The sequence below is a fragment of the Pseudomonas sp. NFACC41-3 genome, from assembly GCF_900109505.1.
GTDB lineage: Bacteria > Pseudomonadota > Gammaproteobacteria > Pseudomonadales > Pseudomonadaceae > Aquipseudomonas > Aquipseudomonas chlororaphis.
This window is the reverse complement of the sequence record NZ_FOAE01000005.1, coordinates 341571-359349: the sequence shown is the minus strand read 5'-3', so window position 1 is coordinate 359349 and position 17779 is coordinate 341571. Positions and strand designations below refer to the sequence as shown.

The following is a 17779-nucleotide window of genomic DNA, read 5'->3' as shown; positions in this document are numbered from 1 at the left end:
CTTTGTAAGAAGCGTTCTGGAATCAGACTTCGTCGGGGCTGCGCAGGTTGGTTACCTGAATACGCTGTTCGCGGCGCTGTTCCTTTTGCGACGGCATTTCGGCGCGATACACGCCTTGGTCACCGACGACCCAGGAAAGTGGGCGACGCTCCTGGCCAATCGACTCCTGCAAGAGCATCAGGCCTTGCAGAAAAGCTTCAGGGCGGGGCGGGCAGCCAGGCACGTAGACGTCCACGGGCAGGAACTTGTCCACCCCTTGAACGACGGAATAGATGTCGTACATGCCACCGGAGTTGGCGCACGAACCCATGGAGATGACCCACTTCGGCTCGAGCATTTGCTCGTAGAGACGCTGAATGATCGGCGCCATCTTGATGAAGCAGGTTCCGGCAATAACCATGAAATCCGCCTGGCGCGGTGATGCCCGGATAACTTCGGCGCCAAAGCGCGCGATATCGTGGGGCGCCGTGAAGGCGGTGGTCATTTCCACGTAGCAGCAGGACAGGCCGAAGTTGTACGGCCACAGGGAGTTCTTACGCCCCCAGTTGACCGCGCCGCTCAGCACGTCTTCCAGCTTGCCCATGAAGATGTTTTTGTGGACTTGATCTTCTAACGGATCGGAAACGGTTTCCCGTTCGCCGATCGGATACTGCTCGTTAGGAGCATCGGGGTCGATCCTGGTGAGATTGTATTGCATCGCCAAAGCCTCATTGTTTTAGCTTCGCCTGCCGCTTACGGCGACCTTCCGGAGCCCAATCAAGAGCCCCCACCCGCCAAAGGTAGACAAGACCTGCCAACAGAATTGCTATGAAAACGAGAGCTTCGACGAATCCGGTCCAGCCGCTTTCGCGGACGGACACAGACCAGGCAAAGAGAAAGAGGGCTTCGATATCGAAGATCACGAAGAGCATCGCGACCAGATAGAATTTGGCTGAGAGCCGCAAGCGGGCGCCACCGGTAGGTAGCATGCCGGACTCGAACGGTTCGTTTTTGCTGCGGCCCCAGGCTTTTGACCCGAGGAGGCTGGAGACGCCGAGCATGAAGGCGCAGAGGCCGCCTACACCCAGAAGGAAAATGGCAAAGCCCCAGTTGTGGGCCATGAGTCCTGTCGCTTCGGGCATGCTGGTAATCCTTAACAGAGAGCAAAGGTCTCTGAGCTTGATAAAGAAATAAAGCAGTGACGATATGTCGCAGTGCAATCAATCCCCGTGATTTTATGGCTAAACACCGGGCAAGTAAATTTTCATGGCGAAATTATTTAGCGGAATAAGGACATAGCTCCCCTTGCAAGCCCCGTAAGCCACGGCCTGTGGGCATTAGCGGGTGTTTTGTTAATTATGTTTTGTCCTCGCTGTAACGAACATTCTTGCCTCTAAATGATAATCAATATTATTTAGCGCTGCTTTTAAACAATGGTTCCCATGAAGAGCCGCTAAGTTGTCTTTTATATGCTCGTTACTGCAAGTTGCGAGCGAGCCCCTTTTACCCGTTTTTTTCTCCACGCATACCGCTCTGGAGCAATGTTTTGCCTGATTGGCAGGGTGTCCAGGCCGAGGTCGTCGCGAGCAGGCTCGTTCCTGTCGCAGCTTGGGGGTTGCCGGTGATGCCTGCAAAAGCCGCAGGCAAAAAAACGCCCCGAACCAGTCGGGGCGTCAGATATGCGGCATTGCAGTTAGCTTTTACCGGGTCTGCAATGGCCGTTTTTCAGCGCGAAGTCGAATCAGTGGAACTGTTCTTCTTCGGTGGAGCCGGTCAGTGCGGTTACCGAAGACGAGCCGCCCTGGATCACGGTGGTCATGTCGTCGAAGTAGCCGGTACCCACTTCCTGCTGGTGAGCCACGAAGGTGTAGCCCTTGGCGGCATCAGCGAATTCCTGCTCCTGCAGCTTCACGTAGGCGGTCATGTCGTTGCGGGCGTAGTCGTGCGCCAGGTTGAACATGCTGTGCCACATGTTGTGAATGCCGGCCAGGGTGATGAACTGGTGCTTGTAGCCCATGGCGGACAGTTCGCGCTGGAACTTGGCGATGGTCGCGTCGTCAAGGTTCTTCTTCCAGTTGAAGGAAGGCGAGCAGTTGTACGACAGGATCTGGTCCGGGTATTCCTTCTTGATCGCTTCGGCGAAGCGACGGGCTTCGTCCAGGTCCGGCTTGGCGGTTTCGCACCAGATCAGGTCGGCGTACGGTGCGTAGGCCAGACCGCGAGCGATGGCCTGGTCGAGGCCGGCGCGCACTTTATAGAAGCCTTCCTGGGTGCGGGTGCCGGTCACGAACGGCTGGTCGTACGGGTCGCAGTCGGAGGTCAGCAGGTCGGCGGCGTTAGCGTCGGTACGGGCCAGGATGATGGTCGGTACGCCGGCAACGTCGGCCGCCAGGCGGGCAGCGGTCAGCTTCTGCACGGCTTCCTGGGTCGGAACCAGTACCTTGCCGCCCATGTGGCCGCATTTCTTCACGGAAGCCAGCTGGTCTTCGAAGTGAACGCCAGCGGCGCCTGCTTCGATCATGCTCTTCATCAGCTCGTAGGCGTTCAGCACGCCGCCGAAACCGGCTTCGGCGTCAGCCACGATTGGTGCGAAGTAGTCGATGTAGCCTTCGTCGCCCGGGTTCTTGCCGGATTTCCACTGGATCTGGTCGGCGCGACGGAACGAGTTGTTGATGCGCTTGACCACGGTTGGCACGGAGTCCACTGGGTACAGCGACTGGTCCGGGTACATCGATTCGGCGGAGTTGTTGTCTGCGGCAACCTGCCAGCCCGACAGGTAGATCGCCTGGATGCCGGCTTTGACTTGCTGCACTGCCTGGCCGCCGGTCAGGGCGCCCATGCAGTTGACGAAATCTTTCTCAGGACGGAAGGACGGTTTGGCACCCTGGGTCACCAGGTTCCAGAGCTTCTCGGCGCCCATGCGTGCCAGGGTGTGCTCAGGTTGAACCGAGCCACGCAGACGGACAACGTCGGCAGCGGAATAAGTGCGAGTCACGCCTTTCCAGCGCGGGTTTTCAGCCCAGTCTTTTTCAAGGGCTGCAATTTGCTGTTCGCGTGTCAGTGCCATGGAGATAAACCTCGTCGCGTCTTGTGTGAAAAGTCGTTCTTGGGCGGAAAATTCCGACTCGCCAGATACGCAGGGTCAAAGGGTGCGTAGTTGGCTGCTCGCTGACCAGAAGCTTAGGCGGTCAAGTCGGATATGGCGCGATGGCGACGGTTGAACGATGGGCTCAAGGGGGAAGTGAGCAGGTGAGGGCCAGCTGTCGGGCGCATTCGGGCGTCGTGGGCCTTCATACGAACCATCAGTGTGTTGCCGATCTACCTAGTTAGCTTCCGTCCCTCGGGACAACCTCGTTCCAGTCGCAATCTCGTCAAACACACCTTGTGGGCGGTACAGACACGAATCGGCTCAGGTGGGTAGGTTAGAGCGGCGATCCGAAGGCCCTTGCCAGGGCCCCTGGTTAGCGGGAGCGAGGCCATCATGCCTTCGGTTTTTTGCCTCGTCAAACGTTTTGTAGTGCTTTTTTTATACCACTACATCTTTGGTCTAATACGACTAATCAGTCAGTTTTCGGTGCTTTAGTCCAAGGCGTCGACTTTCACCCGCAAGGTCATGTCATCCCGGCCCTGAGTCGAGTAGCTGCGGGTTGTAGCCTGTTTGTCGGCCTGGTTCTGGCGATTGACGCCGGCCAGGGTGATCCACTCGCCAAGACGGCCGCTGACAGTTGTGTCGGTACTTTGCACATTCACTACATCGGGACGTTCCTGGCTCATTCGGTCACGGTTGGTGCTGATGCTCAGGTGGACGGTTTCGCCGGTGACGCTGGCCGTGACGTAGAAACCCTGGGTGACGTTGCGATACTGGGTCTGGTTCTGCAGGCGGCCGTAAGGATCGGTCTGGGTGGTGGTCAGCGGCACGCTCTGGCCGACCTGGATCAGGGCCGGTATGCCTTCGCTGGCCTGGATCTGCTGGATGCCGCCATCGCGGCTGACGGTACTGCGGCTGATGATGCGGGTTTGCGGCACGCCGTTGACCGAATAACCCTGATTGTTCTGGGTGTTGTTTTCGTTGGTGTCGACCGTGATCAGCAGGCGTTTGGCGGCGGTATCCAGTTGCGCGATGAAGGTGCGCAGTTCCTCGATCTTCTCCGGTTCCGCATTGACGATCAGCTGGTTGCCGTAGGCGCTGACCCGGCCTTCCTTGCCGAGGAAGTTCTGTGCGACGGGCAGTAGGTCGGCGCTGGTGCGGTTGCTCAGGGGCACGATCTCGGTCGCGGCCGAGACTGAAAAGCTTGCAGTCAGCAGCAGCGTCGTGAGCAGGGTGCGTAGGGACATGTCCGTTATCTCCGCTAGGGGTGGAAGCCTTGAGTTTGACAGTTTGTCGGCTCGCGGTGGGGCAAGTTGAATCGCCGATAGCAAAACGCCCCGGCCTCCAAGGAGCCAGCTTAGCTTGCTGGATCCGGGGAGGCCGGGGCGTTTTGTGACGCCTGGCAGGACATCGTCAGCAGGTTCGCTGCTGCGCGGGGCTTGCTCAGGCGTTGCCGCGAACCATGTCGACGTGAGGAATGCCCGCTTCCAGGAACTCCTCGCTGACGATGCTGAAACCCAGGCGCTCATAGAAGGCGGTAGCCTGGACCTGGGCGCTGAGCATCAACTGTTTGAGGCCGCGCTTCTCGGCTTCGCCGATCACTGCTTGCATCAGCGCATCGCCGACCTTCAGGCCGCGCCAGTCCTTGAGCACCGATACCCGGCCGATCTGCCCATCGGGCAGCAGGCGTGCGGTGCCGATCGGAAAGTCGCCTTCGAGCGCGAGGAAATGCACCGCGCTGTCGTCGTCGGCGTCCCACTCCAGCTCAGGGGGGACGGATTGCTCGATGATGAACACCGCTTCACGAATGCGCCGGATCTCGGCGTTATCCTTTTGCCAGTCTGCGACACGTACGCGAATCTTATTCATCGGCAAATCCCAGGCTTCCTTGCTTGACCAGTTCGCACAGCAGGCTGCGTCCATCCTCGTCCGCCAGCCATGGGCTGAGGTTGTCGAGGTGCAGCGCGTCGGCGGCGCAAATCATCTTCAGCAGTTCGCGCAGCTTGCCCGGCAGGTAGCGGCTCTGGCCGCTGGCGAACAGCAGCAGGTCGTCGTCGACTTCGGACCAGGCCAGGCGCGCGCTCGGGTTGCGGATCAGGATGGCGCCCTGTTCGAGGCTGCCGAGCAGGTCTTCTTCTTCCAGCTCGGGGCCGACCACCAGTTCCGGGTAGCGCGGCTCGGTCATGAACTGGCCGAACCAGGTCAGCAGCATGCGCTCGTCGCTCATGTGCTCGGCCAGCAGGCCCTTGAGGCGATCGAGGGCGTCGTGCTGGATCTGGTGTGGATCGCTGACAGGTTGCACGTCGGCGTCGGTATAGCGCTCTTCATCCGGCAGGTACTGGCTGAGGAAGTCGGTGAAGTGGGTCAGCACTTCGGCGGCGCTCGGGGCGCGGAAGCCTACGGAGTAGGTCATGCAGTCGTTCACCGCGACGCCGTAGTGGGCCAGGCGCGGCGGCAGGTAGAGCATGTCGCCGGGTTCCAGGACCCAGCTTTCGGTTTCTTCGAATTCGGCGAGGATGCGCAGGTCCGCGTGCTGCAGCAGCGGGCTCTCGGCGTCGCACATCTGGCCGATCTTCCAGTTGCGCTTGCCGTGGCCTTGCAGCAGGAACACATCGTAGTTATCGAAGTGCGGGCCGACGTTACCGCCGGGAGCGGCGAAGCTGATCATCACATCGTCGATGCGCCAGCTCGGCAGGAAACGGAAATGCTCCAGCAGTTCGGCGACTTCCGGCACGAACTGGTCGACGGCCTGGACCAGCAGGGTCCAGTCACGCTCCGGCAGCTTGCTGAACTCGTCTTCGGCGAACGGGCCGCGGCGCAGTTCCCAGGGGCGTTCGCCATCCTCGATGACCAGGCGCGATTCGACCTCTTCTTCCAGCGCCAGGCCGGCCAGTTCGTCGGCGTCGATCGGGCTTTCGAAGTCGGGCAGGGCCTGACGGATCAGCAGGGGCTTTTTCTGCCAGTAGTCACGCAGGAATTCCCGTGCGCTGATGCCGCCCAGAAGTTGAAGAGGAATGTCAGGATTCATGTGTAACCTATTGAAAAAATGCACTTTTCATACGGGAATAAAAACGCCCGGCGCTGCCGGGCGTCAAAGGTCTTGCCATCGATCAGATGCGTTTGGCTTGCGCCGCGGCATTGCCGATGTAGCTGGCCGGGGTGAGCTTCTTCAGCTCGGCCTTGGCCGCTTCGGGCATTTCCAACGCGTCGATGAAGGTCTGCAGTGCTTCAGGGCTGATGCCCTTGCCGCGCGTCAGTTCCTTGAGTTTCTCGTACGGGTTTTCGATGTTGTAGCGGCGCATCACGGTCTGGATCGGCTCGGCCAGGACTTCCCAGCAGGCGTCCAGGTCTTCGGCGATCTTCTGGGCGTTGAGCTCCAGCTTGCTGATGCCTTTGAGGCTGGCTTCGTAAGCAATCACGCTGTGGGCGAAACCGACGCCCAGGTTACGCAGGACGGTGGAGTCGGTCAGGTCGCGCTGCCAGCGGGAGATCGGCAGTTTGCTCGCCAGGTGCTGGAACAGCGCGTTGGCGATACCCAGGTTGCCTTCGGAGTTTTCGAAGTCGATCGGGTTGACCTTGTGCGGCATGGTCGAGGAACCGATTTCGCCGGCGATGGTGCGCTGCTTGAAGTAGCCCAGGGAGATGTAGCCCCAGATATCGCGATCGAAGTCGATCAGGATGGTGTTGAAGCGGGCGATGGCGTCGAACAGCTCGGCGATGTAGTCGTGCGGCTCGATCTGTGTGGTGTACGGGTTGAAGCTCAGGCCCAGTTCGTCTTCGATGAAGGCGCGGGCGTTGGCTTCCCAGTCGATTTCCGGGTAGGCCGACAGGTGCGCGTTGTAGTTGCCCACGGCGCCGTTGATCTTGCCCAGCAGTGGCACGGCGGCGACCTGAGCGATCTGGCGCTCCAGGCGGTACACCACGTTCGCCAGTTCTTTGCCCAGGGTGGTCGGCGAGGCCGGCTGGCCGTGGGTACGCGACAGCATTGGCACGTCGGCGAAGCGCAGGGCCAGTTCGCGGATAGCCCCGGCGGTCTGGCGCATCAGCGGCAGCATCACTTCGTCGCGGCCTTCGCGCAGCATCAGGGCGTGGGACAGGTTGTTGATGTCCTCGCTGGTGCAGGCGAAGTGGATGAATTCGCTGACGTTGGCCAGTTCAGGCAGCTTGGCGGCCTGTTCCTTGAGCAGGTACTCGATGGCCTTGACGTCGTGGTTGGTGGTGCGTTCGATCTCTTTGACACGCTCGGCGTGCTCCAGAGAGAAGTTTTCCGCCAGGGTGTTCAGCACGGCGTTGGCTTCGGCGGAGAACGCCGGCACTTCGCTGATGGCGGAATGGGCGGCCAGGCGCTGGAGCCAGCGCACTTCGACCAGGACACGAGCACGGATCAGGCCGTATTCGCTGAAAATGGGGCGCAGGGCCTGGGTTTTGCCGGCGTAGCGGCCGTCAACAGGGGAAACCGCAGTGAGCGAAGAGAGCTGCATGGGGTGTTCTCGGACAGTCGGGCAACGAAATGGGGCGCGTATCATACATGAAAATATCCGCCGGTCCGTTGCCAACCGACCAGCGTCTTACGCGTTACTGACTACAAAAGGTCTTGCGGGTGCACTTCAGCTGCTGCGCATCAGCGGATAAAGCTCTTTGAGCAGTTTGCGGCGGCTGATCACCAGCTGCCAGCGGTGGCCGCCCAGCTGGCGCCACAGCCGCGCCGAACGGATGCCGGCCAGCAGCAGGGCGCGGATCTTCGAGGCATTGCTCGGCTGCTGCAGGTTGCGCATGTCGCCATGCACCTGGATCCGCTGGCGCAAGGTGCTCAGGGTGTCCTGGTACAGCGAGCCGCAAGCGGCAACCACGTTTTCGTGGGCCGGGCCGAAATGTTCGACCTGGGACTGAATCTGCGGCAGGCGCTTGCCGATGATTTCCAGCAGGTCGTCGCGCTTGGCCAGCTGGCGCTCCAGGCCGAGCATCGACAGGGCGTAGCGCAATGGCTCGCGCTGCAGGGTGCTGGGGTCGCGTTCCAGGGCGCCGATCAGGGCGCGATAACCTTCACGCAGATTGATGTCGTCGCCACCGTAGACTTCCAGGGTGTCTTTCGGGTCGCGGATCAGCAGGCTGCCGAGCATGCAGCTCAAGGCTGCTTCGGTGACCTGGCCGGTCTTGGCGATCTTGTCCACCAGCACGGCGGCGAGAAACACGCCGCCCAATGCCGTCAGTTGCTCCTGGGTCGGGCTCATGCCTTGCTGCTCCAGGGCTCTGCGACTTCGATCACGCCGCCGCCCAGACAGATTTCGCCGTCATAGAAGACTACGGATTGGCCGGGGGTGACCGCTCGTTGCGGGTCATCGAAGGTGGCGCGGTAGCCGCTGGCGGTCTTTTCCAGGGTGCAAGGCTGGTCGCTCTGGCGATAGCGCACTTTCGCGGTGAGGCGGCGCGGCTGGCTCAGGTCGATCGGGTTGACCCAATAGATGTCGGAGGCGAGCAGGGCGCGGGAGAACAGCCATGGGTGATCGTTGCCCTGGCCAACGATCAGCTCGTTGTGTTCCAGGTCCTTGATCAACACGTACCACGGCTCATCGCCGGCGTCCTTGAGGCCACCGATGCCCAGGCCCTGGCGCTGGCCGATGGTGTGGTACATCAGGCCGTGGTGGCGGCCGATCACTTCGCCTTCGGTGGTTTTGATCTCGCCGGGCTGGGCCGGCAGGTATTGCTTGAGAAAGTCGCTGAAACGCCGTTCACCGATAAAGCAGATACCGGTGGAGTCCTTCTTCTTGGCGGTGGCCAGGTCGTGTTTCTCGGCAATCGCGCGGACTTCGGGTTTTTCCAGTTCGCCTACCGGAAACAGGGTCTTGGCGATCTGTTCGCCGCCAACGGCGTGCAGGAAGTAACTCTGGTCCTTGTTCGGATCCAGGCCCTTGAGCAGTTCGGTGCGCCCGTCGATGTCGCGGCGGCGTACGTAGTGACCGGTGGCGATCAGGTCGGCGCCGAGCATCATGGCGTAGTCGAGGAACGCCTTGAACTTGATTTCACGGTTGCACAGGATGTCCGGGTTCGGCGTGCGGCCGGCCTTGTATTCGGCCAGGAAGTGCTCGAACACATTGTCCCAGTACTCGGCGGCGAAGTTGGCGGTGTGCAGCTTGATACCGATCTTGTCGCACACGGCCTGGGCGTCCGCGAGGTCGTCCATGGCGGTGCAGTACTCGGTTCCGTCGTCTTCCTCCCAGTTCTTCATGAACAGGCCTTCCACCTGGTAACCCTGCTCCATCAGCAGGAGGGCGGAAACGGAAGAGTCCACGCCGCCGGACATGCCGACGATGACGCGCTTCTTTTGGGTGTCAGAAGGGGCTGGATCACGCATAGGAATTCAACGGGTGTCTTGAAAAAGGACGCGATTCTAACAGGCTGAGGCCTGCAAGGCTAAAACTGCGGTTAAAGCGACGGACGGATCAGCTCGAGGCTGTGCAGTTGCCCGGCCAGATAGTCGTCGACACAGCGGATAATCAGCTCGCTGCGCCATTGCGGGCGCAAGGCCAGCAGTTCGTCGCGGCTCAGCCAGCGCGGGCCGATGATGCCGTCGTCCAATTGATAGTCAGGGTGGTGCCTGAGCGGTTTGCCGGCAAAGCAGACGCGTTGGTAGGTCACGCCATTGCTGGGGGCGGTGTACAGGTAGATGCCAACCACGCCGGTCAGCTCGATGTCCCAGCCGGTTTCTTCCAGGGTTTCACGAATGGCCGCCTGGAGCAGGCTTTCGTCCGGGTCCAGGTGCCCAGCGGGCTGGTTGAACACCACCTGCTCGCCCTGGAATTCCTCGACGAACAGAAAGCGCCCCTGATCCTCAACGATGGTGGCGACGGTGATGTGGGGTTGCCATTCCATATATATAAAGCTCCGTCTTGAGTGGGTGGTCATCATAAGGCGAACGCCAGTCCTGTAGGAGCGAAGCTTGCTCGCGATAGGGGCGCTGCGGTGAGTCAGGCGAAACGCGCTGCTTTCATCGCGAGCAAGCTTCGCTCCTACAGGGAAGGTGTTGTCCAAAAAAGCACAAACCCCGGCACCTGGCCGGGGTTTGTATGACAGCGGTGTTGGTTAAACCAGCGCAGCGATAGCCGCGTTGAGGGTGGCGCTTGGGCGCATGGCCTTGCTCACCAGCTCAGGATTGGCGCTGTAGTAGCCGCCGATATCCACTGGCTTGCCTTGAACGCCGTTGAGTTCGGCGACGATGGTCGCTTCGTTCTCGGTCAGGGTCTTGGCCAGGGTGCTGAACTGCGCTTGCAGGGCGGTATCTTCAGTCTGGGTGGCCAGGGCCTGGGCCCAGTACAGCGCCAGGTAGAAGTGGCTGCCGCGGTTGTCGATGTTGCCGACTTTGCGCGATGGCGACTTATTGTTGTCCAGGAACTGACCGGTTGCCTGGTCGAGGGTCTTGGCCAGTACCAGCGCTTTCGGGTTGTTGTAAGTGTTGCCCAGGTGCTCCAGGGAAGCGGCCAAGGCCAGGAACTCACCCAGGGAATCCCAGCGCAGGAAGTTTTCTTCCAGCAGCTGTTGTACGTGCTTCGGAGCCGAACCGCCGGCGCCGGTTTCGAACAGGCCGCCACCGTTCATCAGCGGCACGATCGACAGCATCTTGGCGCTGGTGCCCAGTTCCATGATCGGGAACAGGTCGGTCAGGTAGTCGCGCAGCACGTTGCCGGTGACGGAGATGGTGTCCTTGCCTTCGCGGGTGCGGGCCAGGGTGAACTTCATGGCATCGACTGGCGACATCACGCGGATGTCCAGGCCGGCGGTGTCGTGATCCTTCAGGTAAGCCTGGACCTTCTCGATCATCACGCCGTCGTGGGCGCGCATCGGGTCCAGCCAGAAAATCGCTGGCGTGCTGCTGGCGCGAGCGCGGTTGACGGCCAGTTTGACCCAATCCTGGATCGGCGCGTCCTTGGTTTGGCACATGCGGAAGATGTCGCCGGCTTCGACGGTCTGTTCCAGCAGCAGGTTGCCCTTGCTGTCGGTGACGCGAACGACGCCGTCAGCCTTGATCTGGAAGGTCTTGTCGTGGGAGCCGTACTCTTCGGCTTTCTTCGCCATCAGGCCAACGTTCGGCACGCTGCCCATGGTGGTCGGGTCGAAGGCGCCGTTGGCCTTGCAGTCTTCGATCACGGCCTGGTAGATGGTGGCGTAGCAGCGATCCGGGATCAGTGCCTTGGTGTCGTGCAACTGGCCGTCGGTGCCCCACATCTTGCCGGAGTCACGGATCATGGCTGGCATCGAGGCGTCGACGATCACGTCGCTCGGCACGTGCAGGTTGGTGATGCCTTTGTCGGAGTTGACCATGGCCAGGGCAGGGCGCACGGCGTAGACGGCCTGGATGTCGGCTTCGATCTGCGCTTGCTGCTCCGCGGGCAGGGCCTTGATGCGGGCGTACAGGTCGCCGATGCCGTTGTTCAGGTTGAAGCCGATCTGGCTCAGCACATCAGCGTGCTTGCTCAGGGCGTCCTGATAGAACTCGGCAACGATCTGGCCGAACATGATCGGGTCGGAAACCTTCATCATGGTGGCTTTCAGGTGCACCGACAGCAGTACGCCTTGCTTCTTGGCGTCTTCGATCTCGGCGGCAACGAAAGCCCGCAGGGCCTTTTTGCTCATGACTGCGCAATCGAGGATCTCGCCGGCTTGTACGGCGGTTTTTTCCTTCAGGACGGTAGCGCTACCGTCTTGAGCGATCAGCTCGATCTTCACGGTGTCCTGGGCGTCGATCAGGGCGGCTTTTTCGCTGCCGTAGAAATCGCCCTGGCTCATGTGAGCAACGTGGGACTTGGAGTCTTTGGCCCAGGCGCCCATTTTGTGCGGGTGCTTGCGCGCGTAGTTCTTGACCGACAGCGGAGCGCGGCGGTCGGAGTTGCCTTCACGCAGGACCGGGTTCACGGCGCTGCCCTTGACCTTGTCGTAGCGCGCCTTGGCGTCTTTGTCGGCGTCGCTGGTCACGGTTTCCGGGTAGTCCGGCAGGGCATAGCCCTTGGCTTGCAGCTCTTTGATCGCGGCCTGAAGCTGCGGTGCCGAAGCACTGATGTTCGGCAGCTTGATGATGTTGGCTTCAGGCGTTACGGCCAGGTCGCCCAGCTCGGCCAGGTGGTCCGGTACGGCTTTGTCGCCCAGCAGCTCCGGGAAGCTGGCAAGAATACGCCCTGCGAGAGAGATGTCGCGGGTTTCCACGGCAATATCAGCGGAAGCGGTGAAGGCTTCGACGATAGGGAGCAGCGAGTAGGTGGCGAGGGCGGGGGCTTCGTCGGTGAAGGTATAGATGATCTTCGAGCGGGTGGGCATATTCGGATTAACTCTCTTCTTTGCTAAAGCGTGCGCAGAAACTCGAGGGGGCGCCGGGTAAGCGCGTTCGTTCAAAGTCATCCGTGAACCGAATGTCGAGGTTTCTTCGCGGTGATGTTGGGTGCATCAGTCGAGCGTCAAGCGGGTGGGTTGCGGTAACAACCCGGCTTTGGGCGGAAAGTCTCGGCTCCTTTTTTCCAGTAGCAGAGCGCTCAGCCGTCGTGACTCTGTGGTCAGCGGCGGCATTATACATAGGTAGCTGGCAAAACGCCGACGGTTCATATGCAACCGATCTCGTCCATTGGTCTAAAGGTCGCAGGCGGGGTGGCGGCGTAGAGTCCTCCGCAGTGCTCAAGTTTGGCGCTTTTCCCTTTGCTTTCAGGCTTGTAGGCCACGAACTGCGCAGCCTTCACGGCAGATGAGCGGAACATGAGGTTCCCGTCCAGATTCAACTGGGGTACGCTCGAACGCAGCCAGATGTTCAATCCACACAACGGAGTTCAGCATGGGATACAAGAAGATTCAGGTTCCAGCAGTCGGCGACAAAATCACCGTCAACGCAGACCATTCTCTCAATGTTCCTAACAACCCGATTATCCCTTTCATCGAAGGCGATGGTATTGGCGTTGATATCAGCCCGGTCATGATCAAGGTTGTCGATGCTGCTGTTAAGAAGGCCTACGGCGGCGAGCGCAAAATCTCCTGGATGGAAGTCTATGCCGGCGAGAAAGCAACTCAAGTGTACGACCAGGACACCTGGCTCCCTCAGGAAACCCTGGACGCAGTCAAGGATTACGTGGTTTCCATCAAGGGTCCGCTGACCACTCCGGTAGGTGGCGGTATCCGTTCCCTGAACGTGGCCCTGCGTCAGCAGCTTGACCTGTATGTGTGCCTGCGCCCGGTGCGCTGGTTCGAAGGCGTGCCGAGCCCGGTGAAGAAGCCTGGCGATGTCGACATGACCATTTTCCGTGAGAACTCGGAAGACATTTACGCCGGTATCGAATGGAAGGCCGGCTCCGCCGAAGCCACCAAGGTCATCAAGTTCCTCAAAGAAGAAATGGGCGTCACCAAGATCCGTTTCGACGAAAACTGCGGTATCGGCGTCAAGCCGGTTTCCCTGCAGGGCACCAAGCGCCTGGCGCGCAAAGCGCTGCAATATGTGGTCGACAACGACCGCGATTCGCTGACCATTGTGCATAAAGGCAACATCATGAAGTTCACCGAAGGTGCCTTCAAAGAGTGGGCCTATGAAGTGGCGGCGGAAGAATTTGGCGCGACGCTGCTCGATGGCGGCCCGTGGATGCAGTTCAAGAACCCGAAAACCGGCAAGAACGTGATCGTCAAGGACGCCATCGCCGATGCGATGCTCCAGCAGATCCTGCTGCGTCCGGCCGAATATGACGTGATTGCGACCCTTAACCTGAACGGTGACTACCTGTCCGACGCGCTGGCGGCTGAAGTGGGCGGGATCGGCATCGCTCCGGGCGCCAACCTGTCCGACACCGTGGCCATGTTCGAAGCGACCCACGGTACGGCGCCGAAGTACGCGGGCAAGGACCAGGTGAACCCGGGTTCGCTGATCCTGTCCGCGGAAATGATGCTGCGTCACATGGGCTGGACCGAAGCGGCCGACCTGATCATCAAGGGCACCAACGGCGCCATTGGTGCCAAGACCGTGACCTACGACTTCGAGCGCCTGATGGAGGGCGCCACGCTGTTGTCGTCTTCGGCGTTCGGCGATGCGCTGATCTCTCACATGTAAATTGACACGCTCCAAATGAAACGGCCGGTTCAATCAATTGAACCGGCCGTTTTTTTATGACTGTTTTTTATGACTGGATGCTGAAGATTTTCAGCTCAGGGCCGTTTCCTGGTAGGAGGGGGCTGCGGCGGGGGTGTTCTGGGTCTTGATGGATTGGATTTTCACGGCGTGCAGGCCCTTGGGTCCTTGAGTGATCTCAAAGCTCACGGCCTGGCCGGCTTTCAAGGTTTTGTAGCCTTCCATCTCGATGGCCGAGTAGTGGGCGAAAAGGTCATCGCTTTTACCCTCCTCATTAATGAAGCCATAACCCTTGGCGTTGTTGAACCACTTGACCTTGCCGCTTGCCATGCTCATATCCCTCTGCAACAGACTCCATCACTGGAGTATCATCCAGTTCATCCGTACCGGAATCCGAAAATATAGGATTGACGGTACGGACCTTTATTACCCAATGTGGGCTCTATTGGTTGTAACACCGTTTTGCCGATAGTCAAGGTGACCCGGCGGTCGGAGTTGAAATCCCCCTGGAGCGCCCCCACCACTGTATTTGCTCAACTAACGAACCTTTCTTTCCATGCATGCAATCAGCCAGATTCGACTAACATTCAATCAGGATCGCCCGGATTTCCAAGACGACGATTCCGCTGGCTTGGCTGTACAGGAAGCTAAGCCGACGTTGCAGGCTCCGCCGATGTACAAGGTGGTTTTGTTCAATGATGACTACACACCGATGGATTTCGTCGTCGAAGTGCTCGAGGTGTTTTTTAACCTGAATCGCGAGCTGGCGACCAAGGTAATGCTGGCCGTTCATACAGAAGGACGGGCAGTATGTGGATTGTTTACCCGCGACATCGCCGAGACCAAGGCCATGCAGGTCAACCAGTACGCCAGGGAAAGCCAGCATCCGCTACTCTGTGAAATCGAGAAGGACGGTTAACGCCGACCACTTGGGTATGAGGTGAAGCTATGTTAAACCGCGAGCTCGAAGTCACCCTCAATCTCGCCTTCAAAGAGGCTCGTTCGAAGCGTCATGAGTTCATGACCGTCGAGCACCTCTTGTTGGCTCTTTTGGATAATGAGGCCGCCGCCACCGTTTTGCGTGCCTGCGGAGCAAACCTCGACAAACTCAAGCACGACCTGCAGGAGTTCATCGACTCCACCACGCCGTTGATTCCTGTGCACGACGAGGATCGCGAAACCCAGCCAACCCTGGGCTTCCAGCGTGTGCTGCAACGTGCTGTCTTCCATGTGCAGAGCTCGGGCAAGCGCGAAGTGACCGGCGCCAATGTGCTGGTTGCAATCTTCAGTGAGCAAGAGAGTCAGGCGGTGTTCCTGCTGAAACAGCAGAGCGTTGCCCGCATCGATGTCGTCAACTACATCGCCCATGGCATCTCCAAGGTGCCGGGGCATGGCGATCATTCCGAAGGTGAGCAGGATATGCAGGACGATGAAGGCGGTGAGTCTTCCTCTTCAGGTAATCCGCTGGATGCTTATGCCAGCAATCTCAATGAGCTGGCGCGCCAGGGGCGTATCGACCCGTTGGTCGGTCGTGAGCAGGAAGTCGAGCGTGTGGCGCAGATTCTTGCGCGTCGGCGCAAGAACAACCCGCTGCTGGTGGGCGAGGCCGGAGTCGGTAAAACGGCCATCGCCGAAGGTCTGGCCAAGCGCATCGTCGACAGTCAGGTGCCTGACCTGTTGGCCAGTAGCGTGGTGTACTCCCTGGATCTCGGCGCGTTGTTGGCGGGTACCAAATACCGCGGTGATTTCGAGAAGCGCTTCAAGGCGTTGCTGGGCGAGTTGAAGAAACGTCCGCAGGCGATCCTGTTCATCGACGAGATTCACACCATCATTGGCGCCGGTGCGGCGTCCGGTGGGGTGATGGATGCCTCGAACCTGCTCAAACCGCTGCTTTCTTCGGGTGACATCCGTTGCATCGGTTCGACCACCTTCCAGGAGTTCCGTGGGATTTTCGAGAAGGACCGGGCCTTGGCTCGCCGTTTCCAGAAGGTCGATGTGTCCGAGCCTTCGGTAGAGGACACCATCGGCATTCTGCGCGGCCTCAAGGGGCGTTTCGAGCTGCACCACAGCATCGAGTACAGCGATGAGGCATTGCGCGCCGCCGCCGAACTGGCGTCGCGTTATATCAATGACCGGCATATGCCCGACAAGGCGATCGACGTGATCGACGAGGCGGGCGCCTATCAGCGTCTGCAGCCTGTCGACAAGCGCGTAAAACGCATAGAGGTTGCTCAGGTCGAGGACATCGTGGCGAAAATCGCGCGGATTCCACCGAAACACGTCACCAGTTCCGACAAGGAGCTGCTGCGTAACCTCGAGCGCGACCTGAAGTTGACGGTGTTCGGCCAGGATGCGGCGATCGACTCGCTGTCGACCGCGATCAAGCTGTCCCGTGCCGGCCTGAAATCGCCGGACAAACCCGTCGGTTCGTTCCTGTTCGCCGGGCCTACCGGTGTCGGTAAGACCGAAGCCGCGCGGCAGTTGGCCAAGGCGCTGGGTATCGAACTGGTGCGTTTCGACATGTCCGAGTACATGGAGCGTCACACCGTATCGCGTCTGATCGGTGCGCCTCCGGGTTATGTCGGTTTTGACCAGGGCGGTTTGCTGACCGAAGCGATTACCAAGCAGCCTCACTGCGTATTGCTGCTCGATGAAATCGAAAAGGCCCACCCGGAAGTCTTCAATCTGCTGCTGCAGGTGATGGACCACGGTACCTTGACCGATAACAACGGGCGCAAGGCGGATTTCCGCAACGTGATCGTGATCATGACCACCAACGCAGGTGCCGAGACCGCGGCGCGGGCTTCCATCGGGTTCACTCATCAGGATCACTCTTCCGATGCCATGGAAGTGATCAAGAAGAGCTTCACGCCGGAATTCCGTAACCGTCTGGACACCATTATCCAATTTGGTCGCCTCAGTCATGAGGTTATCAAGAGCGTGGTGGACAAGTTCCTTACCGAACTGCAGGCGCAGCTGGAGGACAAGCGCGTTCAGTTGGAAGTCACCGATGCGGCCCGCAGCTGGCTGGCGGCTGGTGGTTATGATGTGACCATGGGCGCTCGCCCGATGGCGCGCCTGATCCAGGACAAGATCAAGCGTCCGCTGGCGGAGGAGATACTCTTTGGCGAACTGGCCGAACATGGCGGTGTGGTACACATCGACATCAAGGATGGCGAGCTGACCTTCGAGTTTGAGACCACCGCAGAAATGGCCTGACCGGCCGCAATAAAAAAGGCGCCGCAAGGCGCCTTTTTTATATCTGTTCTGTAGGTAGGCAGAGTAAATCGCAGGCAAACAAAAACGCCCGGCATGGGCCGGGCGTCTTGTATTGACTTGCTTAGCGAGCGCGGTAAGTGATGCGCCCTTTGCTCAAGTCATAGGGCGTCAGTTCGACGCGCACTTTGTCACCGGTAAGAATACGAATGTAGTTCTTGCGCATCTTGCCGGAGATATGCGCGGTTACGACGTGCCCATTTTCCAACTCCACACGAAACATGGTGTTGGGCAGGGTGTCGACGACAGTGCCTTCCATTTCGAAGCTGTCTTCTTTCGACATGCAGTAAAGCCCTCGGTGTCCAATGAATGGCCCGGTGCAACTGCGCCAGGCAAAAGCGGCGTGCATT

Annotated in this window: 16 protein-coding genes; 3 read left to right on the top strand and 13 right to left on the bottom strand. The window is 59.7% G+C overall.

What is annotated here, in order from left to right; all coding sequences use genetic code 11:
- Positions 1 to 22 precede the first annotated feature (22 nt).
- From BMY68_RS23200 to BMY68_RS23150, 11 genes are all read right to left on the bottom strand, one after another.
- Positions 23 to 697, bottom strand: coding sequence for a NuoB/complex I 20 kDa subunit family protein (locus BMY68_RS23200; protein WP_007929186.1), 675 nt, complete (start codon positions 695 to 697; stop codon positions 23 to 25).
- 10 nt (positions 698 to 707) lie between these two features.
- Positions 708 to 1121 (bottom strand): NADH-quinone oxidoreductase subunit A, encoded by a 414-nt coding sequence (locus BMY68_RS23195; protein ID WP_007929187.1) that lies wholly within the window; start codon positions 1119 to 1121, stop codon positions 708 to 710.
- A 599-nt stretch (positions 1122 to 1720) separates the two neighbouring features.
- Positions 1721 to 3046 (bottom strand): isocitrate lyase, encoded by a 1326-nt coding sequence (gene aceA, locus BMY68_RS23190; protein ID WP_007929188.1) that lies wholly within the window; start codon positions 3044 to 3046, stop codon positions 1721 to 1723.
- A 512-nt stretch (positions 3047 to 3558) separates the two neighbouring features.
- Positions 3559 to 4314 (bottom strand): secretin N-terminal domain-containing protein, encoded by a 756-nt coding sequence (locus BMY68_RS23185; protein WP_085534129.1) that lies wholly within the window; start codon positions 4312 to 4314, stop codon positions 3559 to 3561.
- 196 nt (positions 4315 to 4510) lie between these two features.
- Positions 4511 to 4936, bottom strand: a complete 426-nt coding sequence (locus tag BMY68_RS23180; RefSeq protein WP_007929190.1) for a GNAT family N-acetyltransferase — start codon at positions 4934 to 4936, stop codon at positions 4511 to 4513.
- Entirely contained in the window at positions 4929 to 6095 is a 1167-nt protein-coding gene (locus BMY68_RS23175) for a ribosomal protein uL16 3-hydroxylase (RefSeq protein ID WP_085534131.1), read from the bottom strand. Before BMY68_RS23175 ends, BMY68_RS23180 begins: the two co-directional genes overlap by 8 nt.
- A gap of 82 nt (positions 6096 to 6177) precedes the next feature.
- Positions 6178 to 7548: an adenylosuccinate lyase gene (gene purB / locus BMY68_RS23170; RefSeq protein WP_007929192.1), complete on the bottom strand. Its 1371-nt coding sequence runs from the start codon at positions 7546 to 7548 to the stop codon at positions 6178 to 6180.
- Positions 7549 to 7674: 126 nt separating this feature from the next.
- A complete protein-coding gene (gene hflD, locus BMY68_RS23165; RefSeq protein ID WP_007929193.1) occupies positions 7675 to 8298 on the bottom strand; it encodes a high frequency lysogenization protein HflD in 624 nt (207 codons plus the stop codon).
- Positions 8295 to 9419 carry a tRNA 2-thiouridine(34) synthase MnmA gene (mnmA, locus tag BMY68_RS23160; protein ID WP_009044586.1) on the bottom strand — a complete coding sequence of 375 codons (1125 nt, stop codon included), beginning with the start codon at positions 9417 to 9419 and terminating at the stop codon, positions 8295 to 8297. Before mnmA ends, hflD begins: the two co-directional genes overlap by 4 nt.
- Before the next feature lie 71 nt (positions 9420 to 9490).
- Positions 9491 to 9937 (bottom strand): NUDIX hydrolase, encoded by a 447-nt coding sequence (locus tag BMY68_RS23155; protein ID WP_062825332.1) that lies wholly within the window; start codon positions 9935 to 9937, stop codon positions 9491 to 9493.
- A 210-nt stretch (positions 9938 to 10147) separates the two neighbouring features.
- A complete protein-coding gene (locus BMY68_RS23150) occupies positions 10148 to 12373 on the bottom strand; it encodes an NADP-dependent isocitrate dehydrogenase (RefSeq protein ID WP_085534133.1) in 2226 nt (741 codons plus the stop codon).
- 505 nt (positions 12374 to 12878) lie between these two features.
- On the opposite strand from BMY68_RS23150, the gene icd reads away from it, so the two are divergent.
- On the top strand, positions 12879 to 14135 hold the full coding sequence (gene icd / locus BMY68_RS23140; RefSeq protein WP_007929208.1) for an NADP-dependent isocitrate dehydrogenase: 1257 nt from the start codon (positions 12879 to 12881) through the stop codon (positions 14133 to 14135).
- Between the two features lie 90 nt (positions 14136 to 14225).
- Here the strand turns inward: icd and cspD are convergent, their stop codons facing one another.
- The gene (gene cspD, locus BMY68_RS23135; RefSeq protein ID WP_009044583.1) at positions 14226 to 14483 is read right to left on the bottom strand and encodes a cold shock domain-containing protein CspD; all 258 of its coding nucleotides are present in this window, start codon (positions 14481 to 14483) and stop codon (positions 14226 to 14228) included.
- Between the two features lie 226 nt (positions 14484 to 14709).
- Here cspD and clpS point away from each other — a divergent pair, with 226 nt between their 5' ends.
- Positions 14710 to 15072, top strand: a complete 363-nt coding sequence (gene clpS / locus BMY68_RS23130) for an ATP-dependent Clp protease adapter ClpS (protein ID WP_009044582.1) — start codon at positions 14710 to 14712, stop codon at positions 15070 to 15072.
- 29 nt (positions 15073 to 15101) lie between these two features.
- Complete coding sequence (gene clpA, locus BMY68_RS23125) at positions 15102 to 17372, top strand: ATP-dependent Clp protease ATP-binding subunit ClpA (protein ID WP_007929214.1); 2271 nt, start codon at positions 15102 to 15104, stop codon at positions 17370 to 17372.
- 121 nt (positions 17373 to 17493) lie between these two features.
- Here clpA and infA read toward each other — a convergent pair whose 3' ends face one another.
- Positions 17494 to 17712, bottom strand: a complete 219-nt coding sequence (infA, locus tag BMY68_RS23120; RefSeq protein ID WP_002553999.1) for a translation initiation factor IF-1 — start codon at positions 17710 to 17712, stop codon at positions 17494 to 17496.
- Between the last annotated feature and the right edge of the window lie 67 nt (positions 17713 to 17779).

Excerpts from the sequence above, each read along its gene's own strand:
- BMY68_RS23200 (WP_007929186.1), bottom strand. The coding sequence starts at position 697 with ATGCAATACAATCTCACCAGGATCGACCCCGATGCTCCTAACGAGCAG.
- BMY68_RS23195 (WP_007929187.1), bottom strand. The coding sequence starts at position 1,121 with ATGCCCGAAGCGACAGGACTCATGGCCCACAACTGGGGCTTTGCCATT.
- aceA (WP_007929188.1), bottom strand. The coding sequence starts at position 3,046 with ATGGCACTGACACGCGAACAGCAAATTGCAGCCCTTGAAAAAGACTGG.
- BMY68_RS23185 (WP_085534129.1), bottom strand. The coding sequence starts at position 4,314 with ATGTCCCTACGCACCCTGCTCACGACGCTGCTGCTGACTGCAAGCTTT.
- BMY68_RS23180 (WP_007929190.1), bottom strand. The coding sequence starts at position 4,936 with ATGAATAAGATTCGCGTACGTGTCGCAGACTGGCAAAAGGATAACGCC.
- BMY68_RS23175 (WP_085534131.1), bottom strand. The coding sequence starts at position 6,095 with ATGAATCCTGACATTCCTCTTCAACTTCTGGGCGGCATCAGCGCACGG.
- purB (WP_007929192.1), bottom strand. The coding sequence starts at position 7,548 with ATGCAGCTCTCTTCGCTCACTGCGGTTTCCCCTGTTGACGGCCGCTAC.
- hflD (WP_007929193.1), bottom strand. The coding sequence starts at position 8,298 with ATGAGCCCGACCCAGGAGCAACTGACGGCATTGGGCGGCGTGTTTCTC.
- mnmA (WP_009044586.1), bottom strand. The coding sequence starts at position 9,419 with ATGCGTGATCCAGCCCCTTCTGACACCCAAAAGAAGCGCGTCATCGTC.
- BMY68_RS23155 (WP_062825332.1), bottom strand. The coding sequence starts at position 9,937 with ATGGAATGGCAACCCCACATCACCGTCGCCACCATCGTTGAGGATCAG.
- BMY68_RS23150 (WP_085534133.1), bottom strand. The coding sequence starts at position 12,373 with ATGCCCACCCGCTCGAAGATCATCTATACCTTCACCGACGAAGCCCCC.
- icd (WP_007929208.1), top strand. The coding sequence starts at position 12,879 with ATGGGATACAAGAAGATTCAGGTTCCAGCAGTCGGCGACAAAATCACC.
- cspD (WP_009044583.1), bottom strand. The coding sequence starts at position 14,483 with ATGGCAAGCGGCAAGGTCAAGTGGTTCAACAACGCCAAGGGTTATGGC.
- clpS (WP_009044582.1), top strand. The coding sequence starts at position 14,710 with ATGCATGCAATCAGCCAGATTCGACTAACATTCAATCAGGATCGCCCG.
- clpA (WP_007929214.1), top strand. The coding sequence starts at position 15,102 with ATGTTAAACCGCGAGCTCGAAGTCACCCTCAATCTCGCCTTCAAAGAG.
- infA (WP_002553999.1), bottom strand. The coding sequence starts at position 17,712 with ATGTCGAAAGAAGACAGCTTCGAAATGGAAGGCACTGTCGTCGACACC.